The organism is Spirosoma panaciterrae DSM 21099 (genome assembly GCF_000374025.1).
In the GTDB taxonomy this organism is placed as follows: domain Bacteria; phylum Bacteroidota; class Bacteroidia; order Cytophagales; family Spirosomataceae; genus Spirosoma; species Spirosoma panaciterrae.
In genome coordinates this window covers 310674-334824 of sequence record NZ_KB893217.1, presented here as the reverse complement: position 1 = coordinate 334824, position 24151 = coordinate 310674, and the positions used below count along the sequence as shown (strand labels likewise).

Genomic DNA, 24151 nt, shown 5'->3' with positions numbered 1-24151 from the left:
AAGCCTACAACGGCGTGTTTGCTCAAGAGCTTGACCGTTGGAGTATCGATTTTGAGAAAGCGTCGCGGCCTGAATCAGCCCAAGGTTTTGTACCGGTGGCCAAACGATGGGTAGTGGAACGAAGCATTGCCTGGACGAACTATTTTCGGAGAATCGTCAAAGACTATGAGCATACAGCATCTTCTTCGGTCAGTTGGCTGTATCTGGCCAATAGCCAGATCATGTTACAACGAATCGAGACTTATTGCCAAAGATGATTTCCCAACATACTCTAAAGCAGAATATTTCTTAGAATCTGTCTCAATGGCTTTATAATGGTTAGATTTTTCATAAGAGAGGCCTAATAGATGTATATCCTGTAACTCTTTAGATAAATCTTTGGTAGCTCTTCTAAAAACGTCATTTATACGTTCTTCTATGTCACTTGTTACCATTGGTTTAATTTCGTTTGGTCAGAAATCAGATAATAAAGATTATCCTGCAACACGTATAGCTGAACCGTTAAAATGAGGGTGCTCCAACATCAATAGTGCATTTTGCTCTGATGAAATTTTGATATAACGCAAAAACACAGCCTCTGAACGGTGTCCTGTTATCTTCATAATCGACACGGTAGGCACTTTCGCCAAAAATGCATTCGTAGCAAATGACCTTCGGGCGGTATGGGTCGTGACCATTTCACATTTTTCAAGGTATCGAGTTTCTTTCTTACCTCCCTTTGTTCGGCTAACTTCTACTGCATCCGTTATTCCAGCAAGGCGGCACAACTCCTTCAAGTAGTCATTCATCTTCTGGTTAGTAATGGTACGGGGTGGAGTGCCTTCATATTTAGCGAGAATAGAAAGGACTTTAGGGTTTAAGGGTATAGAAACCCGCTCCGATGTTTTAAGCGTCTTACGGGTTAAAATACGGCCATTGTGGGTAATGTTTTCGGGTCGTAGCTCTGAGAAGTCAGAAAATCGTAGGCCTGTGTAACAACCTATCAAAAACAAATCCCGTACTCTATCAAGTCGGGCGTTTGTCGATAAGTCGAGGTTATAGATTTGGGTTAATTCATCGTCTGTTAGGTAAACGTTGTCTACCTCCTCAACCAACTTTTTAAAGTCCCGATGCTGAAAAATCAAATTTGTGTGTTTTCCGTCGTAGTGTGCCTGTTTCAGCATCACTTTTAAGTCTTTCAGCAACGTACCTACATAGTTTAAGGTCACCCCCGGCCTGTTAGCCAAAGTTTAAAGGCGTTATAGTAATCGAGGGTGTATGCATCGTAATCGACAGAGTTGCCGGTTTCAGCCCGATACCGTTCCAGGATGCGTTTTAGTTTCATGTACCCGGCTAATGTGTAGGCCGCATAATGAACGCTACGGGCATTGAGTCGTTTGCCGGATTGAGCCTCTTTAACAAACCGTTCGATATAGGCTGTAAATGGTTCGTAGGAAGCTGCTACTTCCTCAACAGGTTTTACCTTTTTCGCTCGTCCTAATTCAGCGTCTAAATGCTGTTTAATCGTTTCGTTGTCGTATGGAATTTGAGCCAGTTGCAGCGCGGTTAATACTTTCTTAGTTGCAGATCGCCAACGGTCGAGGTGTGCGTTAATCGTTTCAAAGGGTTCACGGGCTACCCGGCTCCTTTGATTCGTGTAGGCACGTTGGGCGGTTTTATCCCACTGGTATGGCTCAATGGTTAAACCTGTTGAGGTTTTGAACCGCGTGTTTTCGTAGCGAAAAACAAGGTTTATGAGCGTTGGTCTGTCAGCGCGGGAATCTTTAAGTAGGAACTTAACGTCCTTATCGGCTATAGTCTTCATTATTACTTGGTTTGGTCAAGACCAAGTGAGGGATAATGTAAAGACGAGGGGACGGATTGAATTTACTGGAGCGTGCTATTGTAAAGTATTATAAACAGAAAAAGGCTAATCAGTTGAAATAGAGGGTTTTCGCTCTAAAACTGATTAGCCTTTTTTCAAAAACAGAGCCTCCTACGGGATTCGAACCTGCGACCTACGCATTACGAATGCGTCGCTCTACCAGCTGAGCTAAGGAGGCTTTTGCGGGTGCAAATATAATGGTTTCCAATTTAAGAATGCAAGTATCCGGCATCTTTTTGGTAAATTTGCGCCCATGATTTCCATCACAAACCTCTCGTATTACCTCGGTAGCCGGGCTCTTTATGAAAATGCCTCGCTGCATATTAAACCTGGACAGAAAATCGGCCTCATCGGCCTGAATGGTACAGGAAAATCTACTCTCCTTCGAATTATCAATGGCGAATACCAGGCTGATGGCGGCACGATATCCAAAGCAGGTGATGTAACCATCGGGTTTCTGAATCAGGATCTGCTATCGTACCAGACGGATGATTCGATCTTGTCGGTGGCGATGCAGGCTTTTGAACGGCAGAATCAGCTACAAAAGCAAATCGACGATCTGCTTCACGAGATGGAGACCAATTATCGGGATGAGTTGGTGGACAAACTGGGTAAAGTGCAGGAAGAATTTGATGCACTGGATGGGTATTCAGTACAGGCAAAGGCCGAAGAGATACTGGAAGGGCTTGGCTTCTCGACGGATGATCTTCAAAAGCCGCTACGGACGTTCTCCGGAGGATGGCGTATGCGTGTTATTCTGGCAAAACTGCTGTTGCAGAAGCCGTCGCTGCTGATGCTTGATGAGCCGACCAACCACCTTGACTTACCGTCTATTCAATGGGTGGAAAAATACATCCAGACCTACGAAGGTGCGGTGATTGTGGTGTCGCACGACCGCGAATTTCTGGATAATGTGATCGATGTAACGGTGGAAGTATCCGGTGCAAAGCTGCATTATTATCCGGGCAATTACTCGTTCTATCTGGAAGAAAAAGCCTTGCGAAACGAAATTCAGAAAGGAGCTTACGAAAACCAACAGGCTAAAATTCGTCAGACCGAACGCTTTATCGAACGTTTTAAAGCGAAAGCCACAAAGGCGAAACAGGCCCAAAGCCGGGTGAAACAACTGGCTCGTATGGAACTGGTTGATGCCGTGATCGACGAAACGGCACGGGTAAATTTCAAGTTTCAGTTTTCGACCCAACCGGGGCGGCATATTCTGCACCTCGACGATATTACGAAGCATTACGGTCCTAAACGGATTCTGACCCATGCCGATATCCGACTCGAACGGGGAGATAAAGTCGCGCTGATCGGCGCTAACGGTCGGGGGAAATCGACTTTGCTGCGTATTATTTCGGGTTCGGAACCGCTCAACGATGGGCGTCGGCAGTTGGGGCATAATGTGTCGTTCAGCTTCTACGCTCAGCACCAGTTAGAGTCGCTGAATGTGGAAGATACCCTTCTCGACGAATTGAAGCACGCTAATCCGACCAAAACGGAAGGTGAACTTCGGGGAGTATTGGGCTGCTTTCTGTTCTCGAACGAGGAAGTATTCAAAAAAATCAAAGTGTTGTCGGGGGGCGAAAAATCGCGCGTGGCCCTGGCAAAGGTACTTCTGTCGCAGGCCAACTTTCTGCTGCTTGATGAGCCGACTAACCACCTCGATATGCAGTCGGTGAATATCCTGATTCAGGCGCTGGAGCAGTATGAGGGCACCTATGTGGTTGTATCGCACGACCGCTATTTTGTGTCGCAGATTGCGAACAAGATCTGGTATATCGAAGATGAACAGATCAAGGAGTATCCCGGAACCTACGATGAATACGAATGGTGGATGGAAGAACGGAAAGAGCAGGGAACTGGAAGTAAGGGGGCCAAAGCCGCTCCTGTTCCCGTGGCACCCACTCCGGTTGCCCATACATCGGATGATGAGCGGAAAGAATGGCAGCGGATGTTGAAAAAACTGAACCAGCAGGCCGAAGAGTCTGAAGCCAAAATAGAACAACTGGAAGAGCGTAAAAAGCGGCTCGAAACCGAATTGGCAGATCCGGCTACCTACGGTGATGATAAGCTCATGCAGGCTAAAAACGACGAATACCGACGTGTTGTGGCCCAGATTAGCCAGCTACAGGACGAATGGGAGACGGCCATGCTTGAAGCCGAAAAGTGGGAGAAAAAACTAGCCTGAGTGAAAGATCGAAAGAGTGAATGAGTAAAAGAGCGAAATTGGCTTGCGTCAGTTTATCACTCTTTTACTCATTCACTCTTTCGCTTTTGTTTTTATCGTACAAATAAAATATAATTGTATTTTACTTGTGTGTATGGGCGACTTTAAAAAAGGGCGAGGGGCGCAGTTTAACACGGCTAATTCATTTGCTAAACATCAATATGAACCAACGGAGGGAAATGAATCTATAGACGACGATTTTCCTGAACCAGCGGTGAAAACACATTTTTTTGAGGAAACCCCCAAGCAGATTATTAGTCGCTCGGATAGTCCTGATATTGGTTTTTCGGCTTCCATAAACCCTTACCAGGGGTGCGAACATGGGTGTATCTACTGCTACGCCCGCCCAACGCATGAGTACTGGGGCTTTTCGGCTGGTCTTGATTTTGAGAGTAAGATCATGGTCAAGAAAAATGCACCCGTCTTGCTTGAAAAGCAGTTTCAGGCGCGTACATACAAACCCGTTGTCATTCATTTTTCTGGAAATACCGATTGCTATCAGCCCGCCGAGCGAACCTATCAACTTACCCGGCAGATGTTGGCGCTTTGTCTGCGTTATCGAAATCCAGTCACAATTATTACGAAAAATGCCCTGATTTTACGGGATCTGGATATTCTGAAACCTCTGGCGGAGCTTAATCTGGTTAATGTCGCCATCTCGATTACGACATTACATGAAAACCTGCGCCTGTTGATGGAACCCCGGACGGTTACGGCTGCTCAGCGGCTAAAAACGATGGGGGTTTTACACAAAGCGGGGGTGCCCGTTGGCATCATGACGGCCCCGATTATTCCCAGCCTCAATGATCACGAAATTCCAAAACTGATTGAACAGGCGGCCGAACAGGGAGCGTGCTGGTCGGCGTATACGGTAGTGCGCTTGAATGGTGCGCTGGGGCCACTCTTTACCGATTGGCTGAAACAGACTTTCCCCGACCGGGCTGAACGTGTATTGCATCAGATTGCTGACTGTCATGGTGGCAGCGTGGCTGATTCCCGTTTTATGACGCGTATGTCGGGCGAAGGACAGTATGCACATCAGATTGCCCAATTACACCGTATCGCCTGTCAGAAATACCTGAGCAACCGCAAAATGCCGACATTGACAACGGGATTGTTTCGACCCGCCGGCCAGATCGGGCTGTTTGAGTAACCGGATATCCAGGCCGGGGGTTAACGACTTGTTCGGTACCTGCCTAAGTCCACATTACCGATCATAGCGAAATCCTTTTTTAGGGCTGTCGGATGATTCGGCCTGCTCCAGCGTCAGTTTGTGATCGAAAGACTGGGTTACGGTTTTATGAATGCCTTTGCAAATGGTGTCGAGTGGTAGATCATTTTCGTCGATACCGAACGGATTTTCAATTTCCTCGGCAATAACTTCCAGGCTGGCCAGTACATAAAATACGAATACGACCAGTGGAATAACCAGATAATGCAGATTTGATACGTACCCCAGGGGCAGCGTAAGGCAGTAGGTGAAAATGAATTTCTTGATAAACGAACTGTAGGAAAAAGGAATGGGTGTGTTTTTGATTCGTTCGCAGGCTCCGCAAATGTCCATAAATGACTGAACCTCTGGATTGAGAAGAAGCAAATGCTCGGCCAGCAGGATTTGCCGACGTTGTAGATCAACCAACTTCCCAAACATAGCCAGTGCAATTTGTTGGGGAACGTGTTCGTTCATGTGCAGTTGTTGCGCATCAAAAACGGTGGTGTTGGTAAATTCGGGTTCGATCGGTCGGCTGCGGAGGTGGTTTTTGAGGGCAAAGGCAAAATTGGGAATCATGGCCCGGAAAAAGTCCCGGCTTTCGGCTTCTGAACTACCCAGCAATTGATCTAGCTTTAGGGCCATGTTCCGGCTGTTGTTGACCAGGCTCCCCCATAATTTCCGACCTTCCCACCAGCGGTCGTAGGCCGTATTGGTCCGAAAAACCAGCAACATCGAAATCACAAAGCTCAGCAGGGTGTGCATGAGCGAAAAGTTTTTGAGATGAGGATTTTCGCTTAGATCGAATAATTCGAGCAGATGGACGATGATGAACGAATAAACGCCTATGCCGATCAGGGCAGGGGTGAGTTGCCGAACCGTATCGGCTCGATTAAACGCAAGGATAAACCGAATCCATTCTTTCGGGTTATAATTGACCATAGCTACGCTGCGTTGAGTATACTTGTGCTGATAAAAATGAATGATGATGAATTTGGAATGAATAATGGAGGATGGGAAGTACCCATTTCGCATTAATCATGATTGATAACCCTTGTATGACCCTAAAAGTAACGCTCATGCGCGTTTGTATCCTGCTGTTGGCCGGTTTATTTTGGTGGATACCCCTTCTGTCGGTAGCTCAGCAGCTCCAGACCATCGACCATATTTATGATTCGCGCATCCAGACCGTGCTGTTGTTTCCACAGGTGAGCGCCAACCCGAACGATCCCGCACTAACCTTAAACCCACCTGTAATCTCGCTGGATGAGGAAGTGCCGCTCCAACTGGCATTCGATGATCTGACGGGCAATTACCGTTCGTTTCGGGCCAGGCTGGTGCATTGCAATGCCGACTGGCAGCGGTCCATTCTAAACGACATTGAGTTTACGTACGAGTATAACGATAACCCGATTACGGACTATCAAATTTCGGTTAATACCAAGATTCCGTACTTTCATTATCGGTTTACACTGCCTAAAGTGAAGCTGCCGGGCAATTATGTGCTGGTGGTGTATGACGAGCGTAACCGAAGCAATATTATTTTGACTCGTCGGTTTATTACGTACCAGAATCGGCTCAACGTAGCCGCGTCGGCGCGGTTTTCAAGTGATCCGGGTCGCCAGTTTTCCGATCAGCAGATCGACTTTACGATCAATTACCGGGGCTATCAGGTGATTTCGCCCCAGGATGATTTCAAAGTGGTGATTCGGCAGAATTACCGCGACGACCGGACGCTTCATGGCTTACGGCCCACCCATGTGCAGGCATTTGACCAGGTGCTTGAATACCGATTGATTGATCTCAGTAACACGATGCCCGGTGGTAATGAATTCCGGTTTTTCGATACCCGAACGGTCTTATCCCGTGCCAACTATATTGACCGTATCGATCGCAATGCCGACCGGAACATGGCTTATGTGCAGGTCGATCTGCCCCGTAGCCGTGGTGCGTATATCCAGAGCGACGATTTTAACGGCATGTTTGTCATCGATCACCGGGAAACCGGGAATGGCGCTACCAATGCGGATTATATCGAAACGATTTTCACCCTCAAAACCCCAGAAATCCCTGGTGTGGAAGTGTTTGTGAATGGGGCATTCAATTTCTGGCAATTAACCGACCGAAACCGGATGGAGTATGACGCGCTCCTGGGGGCATATCGGGCGTCTATCCTGTTGAAACAGGGCGTTTACAATTACGATTACACCGTTAAAACGACTGGGGCCACCCCGCGCGTCGATGAGAATTTTGTGGAAGGAAATTACTCCTCAACCGAAAATGACTACGAAATTCTGGTTTACCATCGCCCTCCGGCTTCCCGCGCCGATCAACTGGTAGCCTATCAGCGGTTAGGCATCAATAAACGTAAGTAATTTGCTAATGCGGCATCCCGTTTGCAAGTTAGCAGGTCGGAATGCCGCATTGCCAGGTTATTTATGCGCCGTGCAGGAACTCCATGATGTCGCCATCCTGCACAATGTATTCTTTGCCTTCTACAGCCAGTTTACCGGCTTCACGAACCCCCGATTCGGTTTTGAACTGCTGGAAATCGGGAAGTTTCATGACCTGCGCCCGGATGAATTTTTTCTCAAAATCGGAGTGGATTACTCCCGCTGCCTGGGGGGCTTTCCAGCCCCGGTGGATGGTCCAGGCCCGGACTTCTTTTACCCCAGCCGTGAAGTAGGTGATCAAGCCCAGCAACTTATACGATGCTTTGATTAGCTTGCTCAATCCTGATTCGGTCAGGCCATATTCGCCCAGAAACAGCTCACGTTCTTCGGGGTCTTCCATTTCGGCAATTTGCGACTCAATGCCCGCACTGATGATAACCACGTCGGCACCTTCGTCTTTTACGGCATCGCGAAGGGCATCGGAATAGGCATTTCCGTTTGGCAACGAACCTTCATCGACGTTTGCCACGTAAATCACCGGCTTGATGGTAAGTAGCGCAATATCGCCAATGGCTGCTTCACGTTCTTCGGGCGACAGGGCTACCGTTCGGGCACTTTTGCCTGCTTCCAGGGCTGTTTTGTACTGCTTCAGAATTTCCAGCTCGGCTTTCGCTTTGGCATCTCCAACCTGGGCCGCTTTCGAAATGCGCTGAATTTTCTTGTCAACAGATTCCAAATCCTTCAGTTGCAACTCAGCGTCGATGATTTCCTTGTCGGCGATCGGATTCACCTTTCCTTCGACGTGCACGATGTTATCATCTTCAAAGCAGCGAATCACATGCACAATGGCGTCGACTTCTCGGATATTGGCCAGAAATTTATTGCCTAAACCAGCGCCCTGGCTTGCTCCTTTTACGAGTCCGGCAATATCGACAAACTCAATAATGGTGGGTACTACTTTTTGGGGTTTCACCAGCCCTTCGAGTATATCCAGCCGTTCGTCGGGGACGATCACTACACCGACGTTTGGTTCTATTGTACAGAACGGATAATTGGCGGCTTCGGCCTTTCCGCTCGAAATCGCATTAAACAGCGTCGATTTACCGACATTCGGTAAACCCACGATTCCACATTGTAAACCCATAGTTAAGTGTGAATGAGCAATTGAGTGATTGAGTGAATAGCTTACGCAGAGCGTATTGGCCGGAAGGTATTCACTCAATCACTCATTCACCCATTCGCTCATTGATTTTTGCAAAAATACACTCGCAACGGCGGACCGCAAAAAAAGCCTTCGGTGGAGTACCGATGGCTAAGGAAGAGCTGGGCAGAAAGCCAAATTTTTGAGCTGTAAAGTTTACGTCATAAATAGCGTATAAGGCGGAATGCGTTACGACAACGGTGGGCTTTTTCAAATCGATGGCTTACTCCCACTTCAACTCACTGGCAAAGTCGTCCTGCTCATCACGTTCGCGTTGGACAAACTGCGTAAAATCCACGTCAGGCATCAGTTCGGTTTTGACATGCTCGACGGTTTCCTGCAACGCTTCAACAAACTTGTCGAAGTCTTCTTTATAAAGAAACATTTTATGCTTCTCATAAATAAAGCCTTCGCCCTGCGGATGTCGGCGACTTTCGGTGATGGTTAAATAATAATCGTTGGTGCGGGTCGATTTAACATCGAAAAAGTAGGTTCGTTTTCCCGCCCGAACACGCCTGGAATAGATTTTCTCGCGGTCTCTGTCGTCCACAATCAATTAGGTTTAGTAAGTTCACAACCACTAAAGTACGGTCATAAACCAAAGAACAAAAACAAAGCCAACAAATATATTTTGGGGTAGAATTGCCACAAAACGAAACCGGGGTTGTGGAGGCCGTTCCACAGTTTTTTGGCTAAATGCTTGGTTATTAAGTCCGTGTAAGCTATCTTTGTTTTACAGGAATTGCACTTTTTGGGGACGGGTGGTGTATGAGATACTTATCTGCATATGCCCCGTTTATTTTTTTCACGTAACCAATAGCTGTATGAGTTTGATCATGTCCATTATGTTGTTTTTTAGCAACATAAAACCGGCGGAGGCCCTTCCGGGCCTCATACAGAAAGGCAAAGCGTCTTTTTATTCCAAGAAGTTTAACGGTCGCAAGACCTATTACGGTGAGCGTGTTAGTTCCGATGCCCTCGAAGGCGCTCATCTCCACCTGCCACTCAATACCCTGGTTGAAGTTACAAACCTTGACAACAACCGCTCGGTAATTGTACGAATCAATGATCGGGGTCCCTTTTCCAAAGGGCGAATCATCGATCTTACACATGCGGCAGCGCGTGCACTTGGTATGGTTTCGAAAGGAATCGCCAATGTATCGCTTCGGGTTGTCGGAAAAGGCCAGGCCATTGCGCTGGCGCCTACCGCATTTGATACCCCCATCGATTACCAGTTTATGCTGGAACCTGTACTCTAACCCATCTGGTAAGCTGTACCAACCGAACCGTTTGAATTTCCCTGTGCAATTCCTGTGGGAGATGTCAAACGGTTCGGTTTTTGCGTTAAATTCAATGAGCGGATTTAAAGAGCGAGATAGTGAATGAGCGAAAGAGTGAAAACCTGCCGGATGGTTTTTGCTGACGCGTCAGCCCTTCGCTCTTTCGCTCATTCACTCTTTCGCTCTTTAATCCATGAAGCAACCCCTTAATCTTAGTCAGGTTCGTTCGTTTGGTAACGTTGAATTTCTGGCCCGTCAGTTGGTCGAAGGATTTATTACCGGGCTGCATAAATCACCATTTCATGGTTTTTCGGTGGAGTTTGCCGAGCACCGGCTGTACAACACAGGTGAAACAACCCGCCACATCGACTGGAAGGTCTTTGGCAAGACTGAAAAGTTATTTGTGAAACGGTACGAAGAAGAAACGAACTTACGCTGTCACCTGCTGATCGACACGTCATCGTCGATGTACTATCCTGATGCCAATTATGGCAAAATAACGTTTAGTGTGATGGCGGCTGCCTGTCTGGCGTATATGCTCCAGCGTCAGAAGGATGCGGTAAGTCTGACTACGTTTGCCGATCAGATCGATCTGCAAACGCCTACTAAGTCGACACCGTCGCACGTTCACAAACTGTTTACGCAACTGGATCAGTTAATGCAACAGCCTAAACCACTGCGTAGAACATCAGCGGCCGATGTGATTCACCAAGTAGCTGAAAAAATAAACAAGCGTTCGCTGGTCGTGATTTTTAGCGATATGTTCGAGAGTGCTGAAAAGTCGGATGCATTATTTTCGGCACTTCAGCACCTACGCCATAATCTGCATGAAGTTTTGCTGTTTCACGTTACCGACAAGAAAACAGAAGAAGACTTTGCCTTCGATGAACGGCCCTATGAGTTTATCGACCTCGAAACGGGTGAGAAAGTAAAACTTCAGCCTGGGCAAGTGCGCGAAACTTATCAGCAGGCTGTTAAATCGTATTTTCAGGAATTAAAGATGCGATGTGGCCAATACAAAATCGACTTCATCGAAGCCGACATCGCCCAGGGTTTCGACCAGATACTGACCGCCTATCTGGTGAAAAGAACAAAAATGAAGTAGTTAGTAACGAGAAGTGAGAAGTGAGAAGGGCTGACGCATGAAATCTATTGATGCGTCAGCCCTTCTCACTTCTCACTCCTTGTTACTAACTACTATTTTTTTACACTTGCCTTTGCATTGGCGGGTGCTGAAGCGGGGCTTTTAGCAGCCTGAGCAGCCTGCTGGCGTTTGTGGAATAGAATGAAATCTTCCATTTGCTCGACCGGGAGTTTACGCGCTATAATTTTCTTGTTCTTGTCGAGCACATAGATTGTTGGCGTTGTCCAGACGTCGTATTGATGCCGATAATCGGTTCGGTAGGTGAAATCGTATCCGTTGATAGCGTTGCCGAGCTTAAACTCCTTGATAAACTTCTTCCAGTCTTCAGGGCTTTGGTCAATGGCAACAGCCACTACGTCAACACCTTTTCCTTTGTAGGTATCGGCCAGTTTCTGGACCTTCGGGGCACTCTCACGACAGTGACCGCAGGTAGGCGAATAGAAGAACACTACGGTGTAATCAGATTTCAGGGCCGAGAAGTTAATAGGCCGCCGAAGGGTGTCGCTCATGACGGGGGGAACGAGTGTTTTGCCAACGAGGTTCGGTTTTAACGTAGCCACCCGCTCTCCAATCGATTTCAGGGTCGATGAATCCGAAACGGTCATTACCCCGGTGGCGTAGTATTTCTCGAACATGTGTACAAACAGGCCATCTGTGCCCATCACCTTGGGTTGTTCGTACTCTTTGGTGATGTAATAAATGGTGTAGTATTTTACTTCGGTATTTTTTCCGGCAATTGCCTTATTGACCAGGAAGTCGGCTTCTTTAATGAGCGAATCGGGAACCTGAACCGTTAGCTCTTTGATGTACCGCTCAATTTTCTGTTGTAGAAACGGGGTTCTGACAAAGCGTTCATCCGCAAAATCGAAATTGTCCCAGAAATGGCGTTTGAAGTAGTTAAATACCCAGGTTGAATCGGGACGTCCGTTGGCAGCCTTGGGGGCCGTGGGTACGTCGGGCTCGGCGGTCGCCGTAAATAACTTAACGGCAAATGCACCGTTGTTTTCTTTCAAAAACTGGGTGCGATAGTCGGCTGCCTGTTTTTGAAGATCGCCCATCTGCTTGTTGAGCATGGCTACTGAAACAGCATCATTCTTTATTTTTTTCTGAAGGTTGAGTACCTGGGCTTCTTCTGAAAGCTGCCCCATTTTTTGCTGATAGGTATAAAATAGTTCGTTTTCTTTCGAGCCCGTTATCTTCATGCTTTTAGTAATACTGGCGGTATCGGTATCGAATGAAAACTGCTGGTCGGCAGTAATCAAAAACTGGATATATGGATTTTTAGTCGGTACCACCACCATGTACAATCCCTGAGGCAGACTTTTTTTTCCTTCAAAGGTCATGTTACCAGCTGCATCAATGCGTGCCGTGTCTTTGGGGATATACTGAGTAGAACCGAAGTAATGGGCCAGAATACAGGTTGTATCTTTCAAGCCTTTGATGTGTCCCGTAATTTTAAATCCGTCAGTAGGCGTATCGGTGGTCGACTGTGCCCATACAGCCGGAAGCAGAAATAAGCCAAGCAGAGCAGTCAGGAGAGGGTTTTTCATAAAAATGGGTGCGTATCTTCGCAGATAAATAACGACAAATTTACGGCAAGAATTTGGTATGCCATGTAGGCTATTCGGGTTACGCCCGGTGTCTGAATACCTATAAACCGAATGCCTTAAACAGACTTAACCTATACAAAACGCTTGCCACATCTTCCGTAGTCTATGTTTTATTTCTTTTCTAAAACCATTTCGTTTGTATTGACCCCCGCTGGTTGGCTCGTATTGGTTTTAGTGTGGGCTTTTTTTACCAAAAAATCGTACATCCGTCGTCGGTTGGTAGGGGTTGCTTTGGGCTTGTTTTGGGTATTCGGCAATCCATTTCTTACGAATGAGCTGGCGTTGTGGTGGGAGTATCCGATTCAGAAAGTACCGGCGGCCCCTACCGATTCGACAAAGCGCGTGGCCGTTGTCCTGACGGGAGGGATGATCAATGGCCGAAAGGAAATTCCAGATGCCAAAACCGACCCTGCGCATACGCTTCAATTTATGCTCTGGCGCGAAGCTGATCGGGCAGCACAGGCTCTGTTTCTGTATAAAGTTGGCGCTGTACAAAAGATTCTGATTAGTGGTGGCGTTGCGGCTATACCGTTTCGGTCGGCCAGTTTGAACGACGAAGGCCAAATGACGGCCCGGTTTCTGATCATTGGTGGGGTGCGGCCCGACGATATTATTCTGGAAAATAAATCGCGTAATACACACGAAAATGCGGTTTTTACGGCCCAAATGCTACACCAGCGTTTTCGGCAAAATCAATGCGTGTTGATTACATCTGCCTGGCATATGCGTCGGGCAATAGCCTGTTTTCGGAAAGAGGGCGTACGTGTTACACCGTTTCCTACCTGTTTTCTGAGCAATCAGCGATCGTTCGCACCAGGCGACTGGTTGCTTCCTCACGAAGAAGAGTTCTTCAACGCCTATTACCTGGTCCGCGAACTGGTTGGGTATGTATCCTATTGGGTAGCAGGATACATTTGATTGAATGGGTCGGGCCAAGGCTTAATGAGTAGCTTCCGATATGGAACAACCGACCCGTTCATGCAAAAGAAAAATAGCTGACGAGTACCTGTCAAAAACAAATTGCCGAAGAAGTGGTTATTTGTGACAGTATTTAACGCATCTGGAGCAGGGCTCCTTTTACCATCACACAAAAAACGTTATGAAAACGAAAATGCTTTTATCGATTGTCCTTTGTGCAGCCTTAACCACTGGAGCATTAGCACAGGACGATGCAACTACGCGGGCAGCCCGTAAAGAAAAAACCAGAGAAGACGTAAAACGCGTTGGCGATAAAGTCGAAAACGGAGTTGCCGACGGGGCACACGCTGTTGGTACGGCTGGCAGAGCCACAGGGAAAGCGGTCGCTAAAGGAGCGAAGGCAACTGGTCGGGCTGTTACAAAAGCAACCAAAGCAACAGGCCGTGCTATCAGCGGAGAAGCTAAAAAGATAGACAATTAGCCTTTATACTTAGCGGTTCTTCAGCGCTACCCGATCAACGGGAAAACGACTAACCGGGGCATCAAGACACCTTCAAGACCAATGCCTCTGATTCTGTAAGGTTCAGTATAGGAATACTGCCCATGGGATCTCAAAGGGGCGTCGCTGGGTGCTACCAGTAAAGCCAATCGATTAAGTAATTGAAAGTAATGTTAAAACGCCTTCAATTATTTAAACGATTGGCTATCTACTTTTAAACACTTAGAATCTTCACCATTCGCAACAAATCCTCGTTGATCGGTTTGGGCAACCGGATGGTGTCGCGGAAAGGGGTATAAACCAGTTCATTGTTTACAATTCCGGCCATAACGTTCTTCTCGCCGTTCATTAATCCTTCCAGGGCGCCTAAGCCTAAGCGACTGGCCAGAATCCGGTCATAAGCTGTTGGAATGCCTCCGCGCTGAATATGCCCCAATGTGGTTACGCGCATGTCGATGTCAGACGCAACCTGCTGGCGGATTTTTTCGGCAATTTCCGTGGCATTACCTGCTTCTTCGCCTTCTGCAATGACAACGATGGACGATGATTTCTGACGGCTCCAGCCCGACTTCAGGGCTTCAACAACCTCAGAAATTGGGGTCAGTACTTCAGGAACCATCACCATCTCGGCGCCACCGGCAATACCCGACTGGATGGCAATATACCCGGAGTCGCGGCCCATCACTTCAATAAGGAAAATCCGGTCGTGCGAATCGGCAGTGTCCCGAATCTTGTCGATAGCTTCTAAGGCGGTATTTACGGCCGTATCGAAACCAATGGTATAATCAGTACCGTAGAGGTCGTTGTCGATGGTTCCGGGTGCGCCAACGGTTGGAATGCCGTACTCATCAAAGAAAAGGGTTGCCCCCGTAAACGTACCGTTACCACCAATAGCGACCAGACCTTCAATACCAAACTTTTTAATCTGGTCATACGCTTTGGCGCGGCCTTCGGGTGTCATAAACTCTTTACTGCGGGCCGATTTCAGAATGGTGCCACCGCGTTGTACGATGTTACTGACCGAGTGAGAGGTCATCTGAAAAATATCGCCATTTATCATACCGCTGTACCCCCGGCGGATACCGAATACTTCGATTCCGTGATAGACCGCCCCCCGGACCACGGCCCGGATACAGGCGTTCATACCCGGTGCGTCGCCACCCGAGGTAAAAACAGCTATTCGTTTCATAGGTTAGAACAATTTTTTAACGGAATTTCACAAAAAGGTTGGTAGGGTACCGAAATAAACCCCGCAAATTTATCCGCATTTCGCAATCTAAAGGCATTAAACTGGTAATTATCCCATTGTTTCCAGCTAAATTTTACAAAATAGTTAAATACGTTTTTTACCAGAGAAGGTATTTCAGATCATTCTGATTACTCAATTTTTACGATAGATCTTATCGGCAATTCGCTCAGGTACAGCCAGTCAGGGCTGCCGAAAACGCCGGGCCCGGAGAACGATCTGAATATGATTACCTATCGTTTTTAGCCAACCGAAATGAGTTACCAGTACACGGAATCGATCAATCAGCGAGCGCCGATGCTGCTGAACCGATAAGCCTCCCACCAGATACTTACAAAGAACAAAAGGAAGAAACTCAATTTTTTGGGCCGCCTTCAGGCAACGAATTTCCCAATCCAGGTCGGCGCTTAGATTATCAACCGGATAATCAGGAGCAATGGAACGACGGGCAACAAAAGCCTGGTGGCAAATTTTCATGCCCAGTTGCATATCCTGCCAGGTAATATGTTGCGGGAGTGTATGCGGGGTTACCTGACTTCGTAAGCCAATCGCTGTGCCGGAACGCTGGCCGCCATCATCCCGAACAAAGAGGGCGTCGCTGTAATAGACATCGGCTTTGGTTGTCCTGATTCGGCTTAACAGATTGGCCAGCGTTTGCGAATCATGCAATTCATCGCCCGCGTTCATATACCAGACATACTCACCTTGGGCCCGGTGAAGTCCCTTGTTCATCGCATCGTAAAGCCCCTGATCGGGTTCCGAAATCCAGTGGGTGATATGCTGCTCGTATTGATCAATAATAGCCCGTGTTCCATCGGTTGAGGACCCATCAATCACCAGGTATTCAAAATCGGTCGCCTGCTGCGCCAATACGCTCTGTATCGTACGCTCCAGAAACCGCTCGGCATTGTACGTGATGGTGATGATGGAAACGGTTGGCATAAGTTAATGATTGAATGGTCGAGTGATTGAATGATTGAATAGCTGACGCATACTGTATTCAATCATTCAATCACTCGACCATTCAACAATTGATTATAAAGGTCAATATGTTGCTTTGCTACGATGTTTTCGGAGAAACGATCTTCGGAAGATTGGCGTGCGTTTTGACGAAGGGTTTCGGGCAATGTATGCTTTAAAATGAAGGCCATACCATCGGCTAGTTGCTGGGCCGAACCCACATCGGCCAGATAGCCATTTTGCTGGTGATCAATCATTTCGGGGATACCACCCGTTCGGAAGCCAACGACTGGGGTTCCGCAGGCCATCGCTTCGATGACCGTGTTGGGCAGGTTATCTTCCAGCGATGGGACAATCATGACGTCGGCCGCATTATAGGCGGCTACAATATCGTCGGTAGAGGTTAAAACTCCCAGATGCCGGACAGGATAGGGTAGTTCATTAAACAGATACGAACGGCCTTTTCCGAATACCAGGATTTCTGGATTCAAATCTGGGTGTTGCTGATGGAGCAGGGTTAAGGCTTCAGCAAAATAGCGGAAACCCTTACGAACATCGGTCACGTTGGCACTGCCAAATAACAACCTCGGTCGATTGGTATCGGGTAGCTCCAGATGAGCGTTAGCTTCGGTTCGTTCGACAGGTTCAAAAACCCTTTGGTCAATGGCATACGGAATCACCGTAAATGGAAAATCACGTAAGAGCGCACTTTGTTGTGCTTCGCTGGCCAGCCAATGACTAGGTGGTGTAAAATGGATACGGGCGTTGCTGAAAAGGGTTTTCTTTTGGCTAAATACCCGGTTCGATAAATCGTGTTCAGATGGTTTTTTCAGGTAGGGGCACTGACCACAGTGGCTCAGAAAACGATCGCAGCCCCGCGAATAATGGCACCCACCCGTAAAGGCCCATTGGTCATGCAAGGTCCAGACAATCGGTTTACCTAACCTGAACAGCGATTGAAGGCCATTAAGTGACAGGAAGCCAAAATTGATCCAGTGCAGATGCAGTATATCGGCCTGTTGAATGGCTGGATGAAAGTCAAGGGCAGCACCAAATCTGGCGGGCGAGAACTGAAACCGCACCGATTGATCCCGTTCATGAGGCAGAAAATAGAGTCGTTCGGCCACAAACCGCCCGAAGGCAGTTTGCTCAGCCAGAAAGTTATTGGCCAGATAAAGTACACCTGGTTCAGGCTTGTGCGTTTCGAGTCGATTGGCCGTGCCGACGAGTAGGGTACTTTCAATAGATTGCCCATTCCAGATCTGATTTTGCAGGGCGCGATGAAGTCGTGTGGCGGCTACGGCTGCTCCTCCAAACAGGTGATAGGTGCTCAGGTGCGTAACTCTCAACGTCCCAGAAGTTTATCGAATTTTTTCACCACTTCAGGCCAGAAACCTAATCCGAACACCCGTCCCCAGATGCTTCGACGGGAATAGGCTTCCATCTCGGCAAAGATTGGGTCAGAAAAACGGCTTTTGGCTTTCTGGGTTAGAATCAACGCAAACCCATGTTGGCTGAGCGTCGTTGCAAACACCCAGCCTAGGAGCAGATTGCGTTGCGTTAGGGTTGCTTCATCAGCAAAACGATTCAGGTAGGTCATTTCGCCCCAGACGGCACTGTTTTTCAACGAAAAGAGAACGAATTTCTTAACCAGCGGCTGGCTCGTAAAACTGTCGAGTAGGGCAGGGGTGATACGCGGGGAACCTTTCGGTAATAGCTCGGCCAGCCAGTGACTGCCCGTTTCCTCCATGTACTGCAAAACCGTGTAGAGTTTGTCTTCACCTTCATAAATCGACGCAATACCGGGTTCAAATTCAGCGGTCAGTACCTTAGTTGCGCGGTCGTCGCCCAGGTTACGAAACAGCCGCAAGTCGGTTCCCTGCGAGTCGGTTTTGAACCAGTCGACCTGACCGATATTCAGGCTGTCCAGTGTTGAGCGTAGGCTGCGCGTTTTCAACTGAACAACTTTGGTGGGTTCAAACTTTGGCGCAAACGCATATTCCTGAATCCAGTCGGGGCGGGGTTTCAATAAACTGGAGCAGTGGGGCGATTCGGTCAGGTAAAAATTGGCGGTCTCCGTGTCCGAATTGGTAACGATATGGTTGAACGTGTACAGCTTTCGAAAATGACTGGATTCGCTTTCGACATAGCCAAAGTCGCGATCGTCGGCATCGAAGGCTATGCAGATGGCATATTTGGCAAATGATTTCCAGCGCGTATGTAGCTGCCCCGACGCACCAATATCCACCAGCACAGGTGGTTCAGTTTGGAACTCAGGGCGGGAAAGAATTTTGTCGATCATCTAAGTAATGGTCATTGATGGTCTTTTGTGGTCATTGACTGTCATTTTGATGTTCACTATTAATGACTGCGAATGACTACCGATAACTGTTAAATGACATCAATAACTAGTTTCTGTACGCAAAGATATTCAATTGTAAGTCCATGCTGTCGTTGCCTTTGTAGCGATGGTTGACCAATGGGGCCGGGCGGTATTGGCTGGTGTTGATGTAATACCGGAAGCCGCTATTTTCCAGTACCTTCATCACTTCGGCCAGAGTTTGCGGATGGTCGAGGTAGGCATGGAATTCAACGAACAGATTCTGGACGTGAGCCAGTGCATCCTGGCAGTCGGTGAGTACGGCAGTTTCGGCTCCTTCGATGTCCATTTTGAGCATATCGATTCGGGTTTCACGCAGCAAGTAATCCCGTAATCGAACGGAGGGAACAAGCTTGCGGTCCGTTTGCGAAAAAATAGAAGCTGAGTCGGCCTGATCGCTCCCAAACCAGATGCCTTTATCGTTGGTCCAGACGGCCTTCGTAATGACCTCTACGCCCGAAATCTGGTTCTGCCGCAAGTTGTTTTGTAGCGTAGCACTGATGTGCTCGTCGGCTTCAAACGCTACGATGCGGGCGGTTGGGTAATGCTCGCGGAAGTAGGCAATGCTGGTACCAACATTTGTACCGCAGTCGAAAATGACCGGATTGGTATTGGTTGCGGTAAACTTGTAAAACTCATCGACGAAAATCTCCCGATACTGCCAGACAAACGACAGCGCATCCGGCACGCGAAACCGATAGCTTCCAACTGAAACATCGACGGATTGATTTCGCGGTCGGTCGCCATACTGGAGTGCCAGCCACAGCAGTCGACGACCTTCTACCGAGCGCAGGAGCCGGGCCGTTTCGGTGAATAAGAATTTAAAAAACCACATAAGCTATCTTGTTACACAGAGATTTACGGAGGAATAGAAGAGGCACAGAAGGTTTCTCCGCGAATCTCTTTTAACGATGTGTATCTGCGTGTTATACCGTTTACCTATTTAAAAAATCGCTTTCGTAATCCAACTACTGTTTCGTTAATATCTGTTGAGAGTTTGAGCCCGATAACGCCCCCGCCGAATAGCGCTGTAATGAATGCTGAACGCCAGGCAAGATCGAAAATGACTTTCCATTTTGGCGCATCGGCAGCCGGGTAGGGGATTTGCACCGATACCCACCAAACGGCCAAAGCCAGGACAATGACGACCAGATTTCGCCAGGTGAACGGCTGTAATTTAAAGGCAATACCGACAAACAGGGTTCGAACAAAATTGTACAGAAACGTAGCCAGCGCAGCCCCAATAGCCGCCCCATTGATACCAAAGCGGGGTATTAAATAGATATTCGCGCCAATGGTGATAAAAATGAGTACGACAAAAAAAGCCGAGTCGTAGGCATAAAAACGGGATGTGTTCAGAATAATGCCGTTTACACCCGTAGCCATATCGATGAGTTTCCCCAGCCCCAACCACAAGATGACATAGTAACCAGCGGCATAATCGGCCGGAAGGAATCGAAAGACGTTCGACAGGTTAGCCGCTACTCCAACGAATACCAGACAGCCCGCAATGAGCTGATTCAGACAGCTTTTTCGGTAAATCATCGCGATGTTTTGCAGGTCGTTGGTTTTCCAGGATTCGGCTATAAGTGTTCCCGAAACTTTGTAGAGCATCGTAGCCGGTATGGCGATCACAGCCGCAAAATACGAAGCGGTACCATATACCCCTGTGTCGCCCAGACCTTGTTTACTGTTGATCATTACTTTATCAATCGTCCAGACAATCTGGGTCGATAGGGCTGAGGTAAGCGTAATACCCGCATAGCGCATCAGGTTCCGGCGTAGGGTTGCATCGATCGACACAAACCGACGGCTGAAAAACAGGGCTTCGTCGCGGGCTACACTGACGATCATCACCAGCAGAGGTACCAGAAACGCTAACAACCATACCCCCAGAAATTGCGGTAACGTGACCCAGCCCAGCCAATATAAGCCACCTGCCAGCAGGATAAGTACCCGTTGGACGAACTGTTGCAGGATGGTGCCCGTAACGGGGTCGTACAGCAGCCGGGCATAGTTGTCGAATACGGTGAAATAGACGGTAAACAGCGTAAGAGGAATGAGCAAATAATAGTATTCGACGAACAGAGCCGAGTCTTTCTGATACCACTCAATGACCCACGGACGGGCCAGCCACAGAGCAAAGACACATAGAGAAAACCCAGCTAGTGTGGTCAGGCAGGCAATCAGCAGATACCCATTGTGTTGCTGCTCCGCATTCCGAAAAAATGGAAAATAGCGGCCTCCTGCGCCATTCAACCCCAGATTGGAGGCCTGTGCCAGAACCTGCGATAATGAAATGAGCAACGTCAACAACCCAACAACCTGCGTTCCCTGAAATATATTTGGAAAGAAAACGCCCTGCGTTAAAAAACCAACGGCCACACCCGCGTAGGCATAAAGGGAACTCTGAATGGTTTGCCGTTTAATGATACCCATGTAGATGAAAGGCGAAAGAGTGAAAGAGTGAAAGAGTGAAATGCCGACGCAAGCCAACATTCGCTCTTTCACTCTTTCACTCTTTCACTCTTTATTAAATTCCAGCTAAGGGCTGTGCCTGCGGTGATGTCTTGAGTGGCGGTTTTGCCCAGGATGGTGTCGTAATAGCGGGTATGCAGACCGTTGGCCGGACGAATACTGCGGACATTTTCAGCGGTAAAAGGCTCGCCCACTTTCACATCCTGTACAACATACAGCGACCGTTTGAATTGAAGGCTTTTCTCTTCTTTGGGGGTGAGCGAATAACTTACCTGCCCCATCGCCAGATGTGCCCGTTCGGTTTCGATGACCAGACTTTTTAGTTCGTCGGGCTCCAGCGAAAAAGCTGAATCGACCCCACCATCAGCCCGACGCAATGTAACGTGTTTTTCCAGCACCACTGCCCCTAAAGCGACTGCTGCTACGGCTGCCCCAATCCCCATCGTGTGATCGGAGAGGCCCACAGGTACATCGAACAGGTCACGCATGTGTGGTATGGTGAGCAGGTTCGTACTTTCTGGAGTAGCTGGATACGTGCTGGTACATTTGAGCAGTACCAAGTCTTTGCAGCCATGAGCCCGGAGAACTTTGACCGATTCGTCGAGATCAGCCACCGAAGCTACACCTGTGCTCATAATGACCGGCTTACCCGTCTGCGCTACTTTTTTGAGCAGGATATGGTCGGTATTTTCAAACGACGCAATTTTATAGAGGGGTACATTGAGCGACTCCAGAAAATCGACGGCGGTAGTATCGAATGGCGAGCTAAACGCAATCATCCCCCGCTTCTGAGCGTGTTCAAAAATCGGTTTGTGCCACTCCCAGGGTGTATACGCTTCTTTGTACAGCTTATACAGATTTTTGTCGGCCCAGAGCGACTTGGCATCCCGAATGTAAAACTCCTCCGAACCTCCATTAAAGGTGATGGTATCGGGGGTGTAGGTCTGGAGCTTGAGCGCATGCGCACCCGCATCGGCTACGGCATCGACAATTTCTAGGGCTCGTTCCAGCGACTGGTTATGATTGCCCGACATCTCGGCAATAACAAACGGACGATGCGCGGGACTGAGGGTATAGTGGGCAACCTGAATCGGTTGAGTACTACTCATTGACTGTTTATGTAAAGCAGGCTTTGCGTTGGCTGGCCTGATGTGATCCGGCCTGATGAAGAGGGGCTGGAATCCCCAAATTTACCGCTTTCACCTGACAATCTGAAACCGGCTCGTTCAAAGGCGTGTATGGATGCCTGATTATCCGGTTTGATATAGGCATGAATGGTAACGGCTTCCCAGCGCTCCCGACAGATAGCACAGGCGTGCCGAATGAGTTGAGGGGCCAGCCCTTTTCCCCGGAAATTAGCATCAACTGAAATGCTTATGACGATTTCATCAGGCATATCCGCTACGGGTGTTCGCTCAAAACGTACCTGACCAACAGGTTGCCCGGTATCGCTCAAAAAAACAAGTAAAAGGGCATTGGGGTCGGCTAGCTTACGGGTAAACCAGGCCGTGTGGGTTTCCAGCGAAATCGGAGCCGAGCTAAATGACTGCCGTCGGGTATCGGGGTCATTGGCCCAGTCGAAGTAAAGCTGGGCATCAGTAGGGCGGGCAGTTCGATAGGTAAGCATGGCTGATTCGAAAACGGTTGATCGAATTAAGCACTTAAATTTCGAAATAACGCACGAAAACGCTCGGGTGATTGTCCGTCGAAATAATGACGTTGAGCGCGTAGGGAATGAGTGACGATTTCGCTCGTGGGCTGAAAGTCCTGTACTGCCAGTCGGATTTGCTCGTCCAGACCCAGAACGGGAATCCGGCTTGTCAGGTAGGTGGAAAAAAGTACGGACAAGGCCAGTTTTTCGTCCAGAAGGAATCGGGCCAGCCGCGTCTGGTTATCGGCCGTTACAACGGCAATCAAAGGGCGGTTAATGGCACAAACTTCATAACTGATGGTACTACTGGCCGTAATGGCCAGGCTACAGGCCTGTAAGATGTCGACCATCTGACGGGCACTCAGATTTTGTAAAATAGTCAGATTGGGTAGGTAGTCCTGAAAGGCTTCAATCGCTGGTCGGTTAGGATGAAATGGCCCTAAAACGATGTTGACAGGCAAATGAGCATCTACTTTCTGGATTCCCTGCAATACCGCAAGCGATCTGTTTTCTGGGTCGGCACCACCCAGACTAACAAAAATAGGGCCGTTGGCTGATGGCTTACCGAAGCCTTCCGGTTCAAGAAATTCAGTTCGGAGCATTGTATAGTGCGGCCCCAGGTAAAATTGGGTGTATGGTTCAGCGTCATACTCATCAGCCGAAACACCACCGGCATGATTGATGACCACATCCGCCACCTGATGACCCGTAACCAGATCATCAATAAAAACGAGCTTTCGGGCTCGTGAGCGTACTGACCGTTGAAAGGCTTCATCAAATGCATAGCCGTCCAGTACTACAATATCGCCTGGTTCAATCTGGTTAATAAATGCCGACTGTGAATCGGATTCCGGTAAGGGCAAAACGACTGCGCCAGACGCTTCGATCAGGTTTTTAAGAGTGGTTGTTGGCTGTACACTGGCGAAACGTACCGAAAAAACATCTTTGAGCATGTTGGCCAGGGCCAGACAACGCATCACATGACCAAGACCGATTTGAGCGTTCCCCTCCGCCCTAAAAAGTAGTCGACCCATATCGAATGATGAATGATGATGAATGAATGATGAATGCGCATTTGGCAGATACA

At 48.2% G+C, this 24151-nt stretch carries 22 protein-coding genes, 1 tRNA gene and 1 pseudogene; 8 read left to right on the top strand and 16 right to left on the bottom strand.

Annotated features, from left to right (window positions below):
* Positions 1-257: pseudogene (locus B153_RS0128905) on the top strand (IS5 family transposase); the annotation flags it as partial.
* A gap of 216 nt (positions 258-473) precedes the next feature.
* Here B153_RS0128905 and B153_RS38810 read toward each other — a convergent pair.
* From B153_RS38810 to B153_RS0128895, 3 genes are all read right to left on the bottom strand, one after another.
* Positions 474-1226, bottom strand: a complete 753-nt coding sequence (locus B153_RS38810) for a site-specific integrase (RefSeq protein ID WP_342664821.1) — start codon at positions 1224-1226, stop codon at positions 474-476.
* A complete protein-coding gene (locus B153_RS38805; RefSeq protein ID WP_020600245.1) occupies positions 1205-1804 on the bottom strand; it encodes a hypothetical protein in 600 nt (199 codons plus the stop codon). Before B153_RS38805 ends, B153_RS38810 begins: the two co-directional genes overlap by 22 nt.
* Before the next feature lie 165 nt (positions 1805-1969).
* Positions 1970-2042: transfer RNA gene (locus tag B153_RS0128895), tRNA-Thr, on the bottom strand.
* A 75-nt stretch (positions 2043-2117) separates the two neighbouring features.
* Here B153_RS0128895 and abc-f point away from each other — a divergent pair.
* Both abc-f and B153_RS0128885 read left to right on the top strand, forming a co-directional pair.
* Entirely contained in the window at positions 2118-4055 is a 1938-nt protein-coding gene (abc-f, locus tag B153_RS0128890; RefSeq protein WP_020600244.1) for a ribosomal protection-like ABC-F family protein, read from the top strand.
* A 133-nt stretch (positions 4056-4188) separates the two neighbouring features.
* Complete coding sequence (locus B153_RS0128885; RefSeq protein ID WP_020600243.1) at positions 4189-5247, top strand: PA0069 family radical SAM protein; 1059 nt, start codon at positions 4189-4191, stop codon at positions 5245-5247.
* A 54-nt stretch (positions 5248-5301) separates the two neighbouring features.
* Here B153_RS0128885 and B153_RS0128880 read toward each other — a convergent pair whose 3' ends face one another.
* Positions 5302-6246, bottom strand: a complete 945-nt coding sequence (locus tag B153_RS0128880) for a bestrophin family protein (RefSeq protein WP_026262533.1) — start codon at positions 6244-6246, stop codon at positions 5302-5304.
* A 137-nt stretch (positions 6247-6383) separates the two neighbouring features.
* On the opposite strand from B153_RS0128880, the gene B153_RS0128875 reads away from it, so the two are divergent.
* Positions 6384-7679, top strand: a complete 1296-nt coding sequence (locus B153_RS0128875) for a type IX secretion system plug protein (protein ID WP_026262532.1) — start codon at positions 6384-6386, stop codon at positions 7677-7679.
* Between the two features lie 61 nt (positions 7680-7740).
* Here the strand turns inward: B153_RS0128875 and ychF are convergent, their stop codons facing one another.
* Both ychF and B153_RS0128865 read right to left on the bottom strand, forming a co-directional pair.
* Positions 7741-8841, bottom strand: a complete 1101-nt coding sequence (gene ychF, locus B153_RS0128870; RefSeq protein WP_020600240.1) for a redox-regulated ATPase YchF — start codon at positions 8839-8841, stop codon at positions 7741-7743.
* A 280-nt stretch (positions 8842-9121) separates the two neighbouring features.
* A complete protein-coding gene (locus B153_RS0128865; protein ID WP_026262531.1) occupies positions 9122-9448 on the bottom strand; it encodes a DUF3276 family protein in 327 nt (108 codons plus the stop codon).
* A gap of 274 nt (positions 9449-9722) precedes the next feature.
* Here B153_RS0128865 and B153_RS0128860 point away from each other — a divergent pair, with 274 nt between their 5' ends.
* Both B153_RS0128860 and B153_RS0128855 read left to right on the top strand, forming a co-directional pair.
* Entirely contained in the window at positions 9723-10157 is a 435-nt protein-coding gene (locus tag B153_RS0128860; RefSeq protein ID WP_020600238.1) for a septal ring lytic transglycosylase RlpA family protein, read from the top strand.
* A 214-nt stretch (positions 10158-10371) separates the two neighbouring features.
* On the top strand, positions 10372-11283 hold the full coding sequence (locus B153_RS0128855; RefSeq protein ID WP_020600237.1) for a DUF58 domain-containing protein: 912 nt from the start codon (positions 10372-10374) through the stop codon (positions 11281-11283).
* 92 nt (positions 11284-11375) lie between these two features.
* Here B153_RS0128855 and B153_RS0128850 read toward each other — a convergent pair whose 3' ends face one another.
* Complete coding sequence (locus B153_RS0128850; protein WP_020600236.1) at positions 11376-12872, bottom strand: TlpA family protein disulfide reductase; 1497 nt, start codon at positions 12870-12872, stop codon at positions 11376-11378.
* A 165-nt stretch (positions 12873-13037) separates the two neighbouring features.
* On the opposite strand from B153_RS0128850, the gene B153_RS0128845 reads away from it, so the two are divergent.
* Positions 13038-13850 carry a YdcF family protein gene (locus B153_RS0128845; RefSeq protein WP_020600235.1) on the top strand — a complete coding sequence of 271 codons (813 nt, stop codon included), beginning with the start codon at positions 13038-13040 and terminating at the stop codon, positions 13848-13850.
* Positions 13851-14031: 181 nt separating this feature from the next.
* Positions 14032-14331 carry a hypothetical protein gene (locus tag B153_RS0128840; protein ID WP_020600234.1) on the top strand — a complete coding sequence of 100 codons (300 nt, stop codon included), beginning with the start codon at positions 14032-14034 and terminating at the stop codon, positions 14329-14331.
* 232 nt (positions 14332-14563) lie between these two features.
* On the opposite strand, the gene pfkA is transcribed toward B153_RS0128840, so the two are convergent.
* From pfkA to pseG, 9 genes are all read right to left on the bottom strand, one after another.
* Positions 14564-15538 carry a 6-phosphofructokinase gene (gene pfkA, locus B153_RS0128835; protein ID WP_020600233.1) on the bottom strand — a complete coding sequence of 325 codons (975 nt, stop codon included), beginning with the start codon at positions 15536-15538 and terminating at the stop codon, positions 14564-14566.
* 240 nt (positions 15539-15778) lie between these two features.
* Positions 15779-16537: a glycosyltransferase family 2 protein gene (locus B153_RS0128830; protein WP_020600232.1), complete on the bottom strand. Its 759-nt coding sequence runs from the start codon at positions 16535-16537 to the stop codon at positions 15779-15781.
* Between the two features lie 62 nt (positions 16538-16599).
* Positions 16600-17904: a glycosyltransferase family 4 protein gene (locus B153_RS0128825; protein WP_020600231.1), complete on the bottom strand. Its 1305-nt coding sequence runs from the start codon at positions 17902-17904 to the stop codon at positions 16600-16602.
* Positions 17901-18857: a hypothetical protein gene (locus tag B153_RS0128820; RefSeq protein ID WP_020600230.1), complete on the bottom strand. Its 957-nt coding sequence runs from the start codon at positions 18855-18857 to the stop codon at positions 17901-17903. Before B153_RS0128820 ends, B153_RS0128825 begins: the two co-directional genes overlap by 4 nt.
* A 106-nt stretch (positions 18858-18963) precedes the next feature.
* Positions 18964-19770 (bottom strand): FkbM family methyltransferase, encoded by an 807-nt coding sequence (locus B153_RS0128815; protein ID WP_020600229.1) that lies wholly within the window; start codon positions 19768-19770, stop codon positions 18964-18966.
* Between the two features lie 104 nt (positions 19771-19874).
* On the bottom strand, positions 19875-21374 hold the full coding sequence (locus B153_RS0128810) for a lipopolysaccharide biosynthesis protein (RefSeq protein ID WP_020600228.1): 1500 nt from the start codon (positions 21372-21374) through the stop codon (positions 19875-19877).
* 68 nt (positions 21375-21442) lie between these two features.
* Complete coding sequence (gene pseI / locus B153_RS0128805; protein ID WP_020600227.1) at positions 21443-22522, bottom strand: pseudaminic acid synthase; 1080 nt, start codon at positions 22520-22522, stop codon at positions 21443-21445.
* Entirely contained in the window at positions 22519-23040 is a 522-nt protein-coding gene (locus B153_RS36105) for a GNAT family N-acetyltransferase (RefSeq protein ID WP_020600226.1), read from the bottom strand. The genes pseI and B153_RS36105 overlap by 4 nt, the downstream gene beginning before the upstream one ends.
* Positions 23041-23066: 26 nt before the next feature.
* Positions 23067-24098, bottom strand: coding sequence for a UDP-2,4-diacetamido-2,4,6-trideoxy-beta-L-altropyranose hydrolase (gene pseG / locus B153_RS0128795; protein WP_026262530.1), 1032 nt, complete (start codon positions 24096-24098; stop codon positions 23067-23069).
* Between the last annotated feature and the right edge of the window lie 53 nt (positions 24099-24151).

Excerpts from the sequence above, each read along its gene's own strand:
- B153_RS0128820 (WP_020600230.1), bottom strand. The coding sequence starts at position 18,857 with ATGATCGACAAAATTCTTTCCCGCCCTGAGTTCCAAACTGAACCACCT.
- pseI (WP_020600227.1), bottom strand. The coding sequence starts at position 22,522 with ATGAGTAGTACTCAACCGATTCAGGTTGCCCACTATACCCTCAGTCCC.
- pfkA (WP_020600233.1), bottom strand. The coding sequence starts at position 15,538 with ATGAAACGAATAGCTGTTTTTACCTCGGGTGGCGACGCACCGGGTATG.
- B153_RS0128880 (WP_026262533.1), bottom strand. The coding sequence starts at position 6,246 with ATGGTCAATTATAACCCGAAAGAATGGATTCGGTTTATCCTTGCGTTT.
- abc-f (WP_020600244.1), top strand. The coding sequence starts at position 2,118 with ATGATTTCCATCACAAACCTCTCGTATTACCTCGGTAGCCGGGCTCTT.
- B153_RS0128860 (WP_020600238.1), top strand. The coding sequence starts at position 9,723 with ATGAGTTTGATCATGTCCATTATGTTGTTTTTTAGCAACATAAAACCG.
- B153_RS36105 (WP_020600226.1), bottom strand. The coding sequence starts at position 23,040 with ATGCTTACCTATCGAACTGCCCGCCCTACTGATGCCCAGCTTTACTTC.
- B153_RS0128855 (WP_020600237.1), top strand. The coding sequence starts at position 10,372 with ATGAAGCAACCCCTTAATCTTAGTCAGGTTCGTTCGTTTGGTAACGTT.
- ychF (WP_020600240.1), bottom strand. The coding sequence starts at position 8,841 with ATGGGTTTACAATGTGGAATCGTGGGTTTACCGAATGTCGGTAAATCG.
- B153_RS0128885 (WP_020600243.1), top strand. The coding sequence starts at position 4,189 with ATGGGCGACTTTAAAAAAGGGCGAGGGGCGCAGTTTAACACGGCTAAT.
- B153_RS0128840 (WP_020600234.1), top strand. The coding sequence starts at position 14,032 with ATGAAAACGAAAATGCTTTTATCGATTGTCCTTTGTGCAGCCTTAACC.
- B153_RS0128830 (WP_020600232.1), bottom strand. The coding sequence starts at position 16,537 with ATGCCAACCGTTTCCATCATCACCATCACGTACAATGCCGAGCGGTTT.
- B153_RS38805 (WP_020600245.1), bottom strand. The coding sequence starts at position 1,804 with ATGAAGACTATAGCCGATAAGGACGTTAAGTTCCTACTTAAAGATTCC.
- B153_RS0128850 (WP_020600236.1), bottom strand. The coding sequence starts at position 12,872 with ATGAAAAACCCTCTCCTGACTGCTCTGCTTGGCTTATTTCTGCTTCCG.
- B153_RS0128845 (WP_020600235.1), top strand. The coding sequence starts at position 13,038 with ATGTTTTATTTCTTTTCTAAAACCATTTCGTTTGTATTGACCCCCGCT.
- pseG (WP_026262530.1), bottom strand. The coding sequence starts at position 24,098 with ATGGGTCGACTACTTTTTAGGGCGGAGGGGAACGCTCAAATCGGTCTT.
- B153_RS0128815 (WP_020600229.1), bottom strand. The coding sequence starts at position 19,770 with ATGTGGTTTTTTAAATTCTTATTCACCGAAACGGCCCGGCTCCTGCGC.
- B153_RS0128810 (WP_020600228.1), bottom strand. The coding sequence starts at position 21,374 with ATGGGTATCATTAAACGGCAAACCATTCAGAGTTCCCTTTATGCCTAC.
- B153_RS0128875 (WP_026262532.1), top strand. The coding sequence starts at position 6,384 with ATGCGCGTTTGTATCCTGCTGTTGGCCGGTTTATTTTGGTGGATACCC.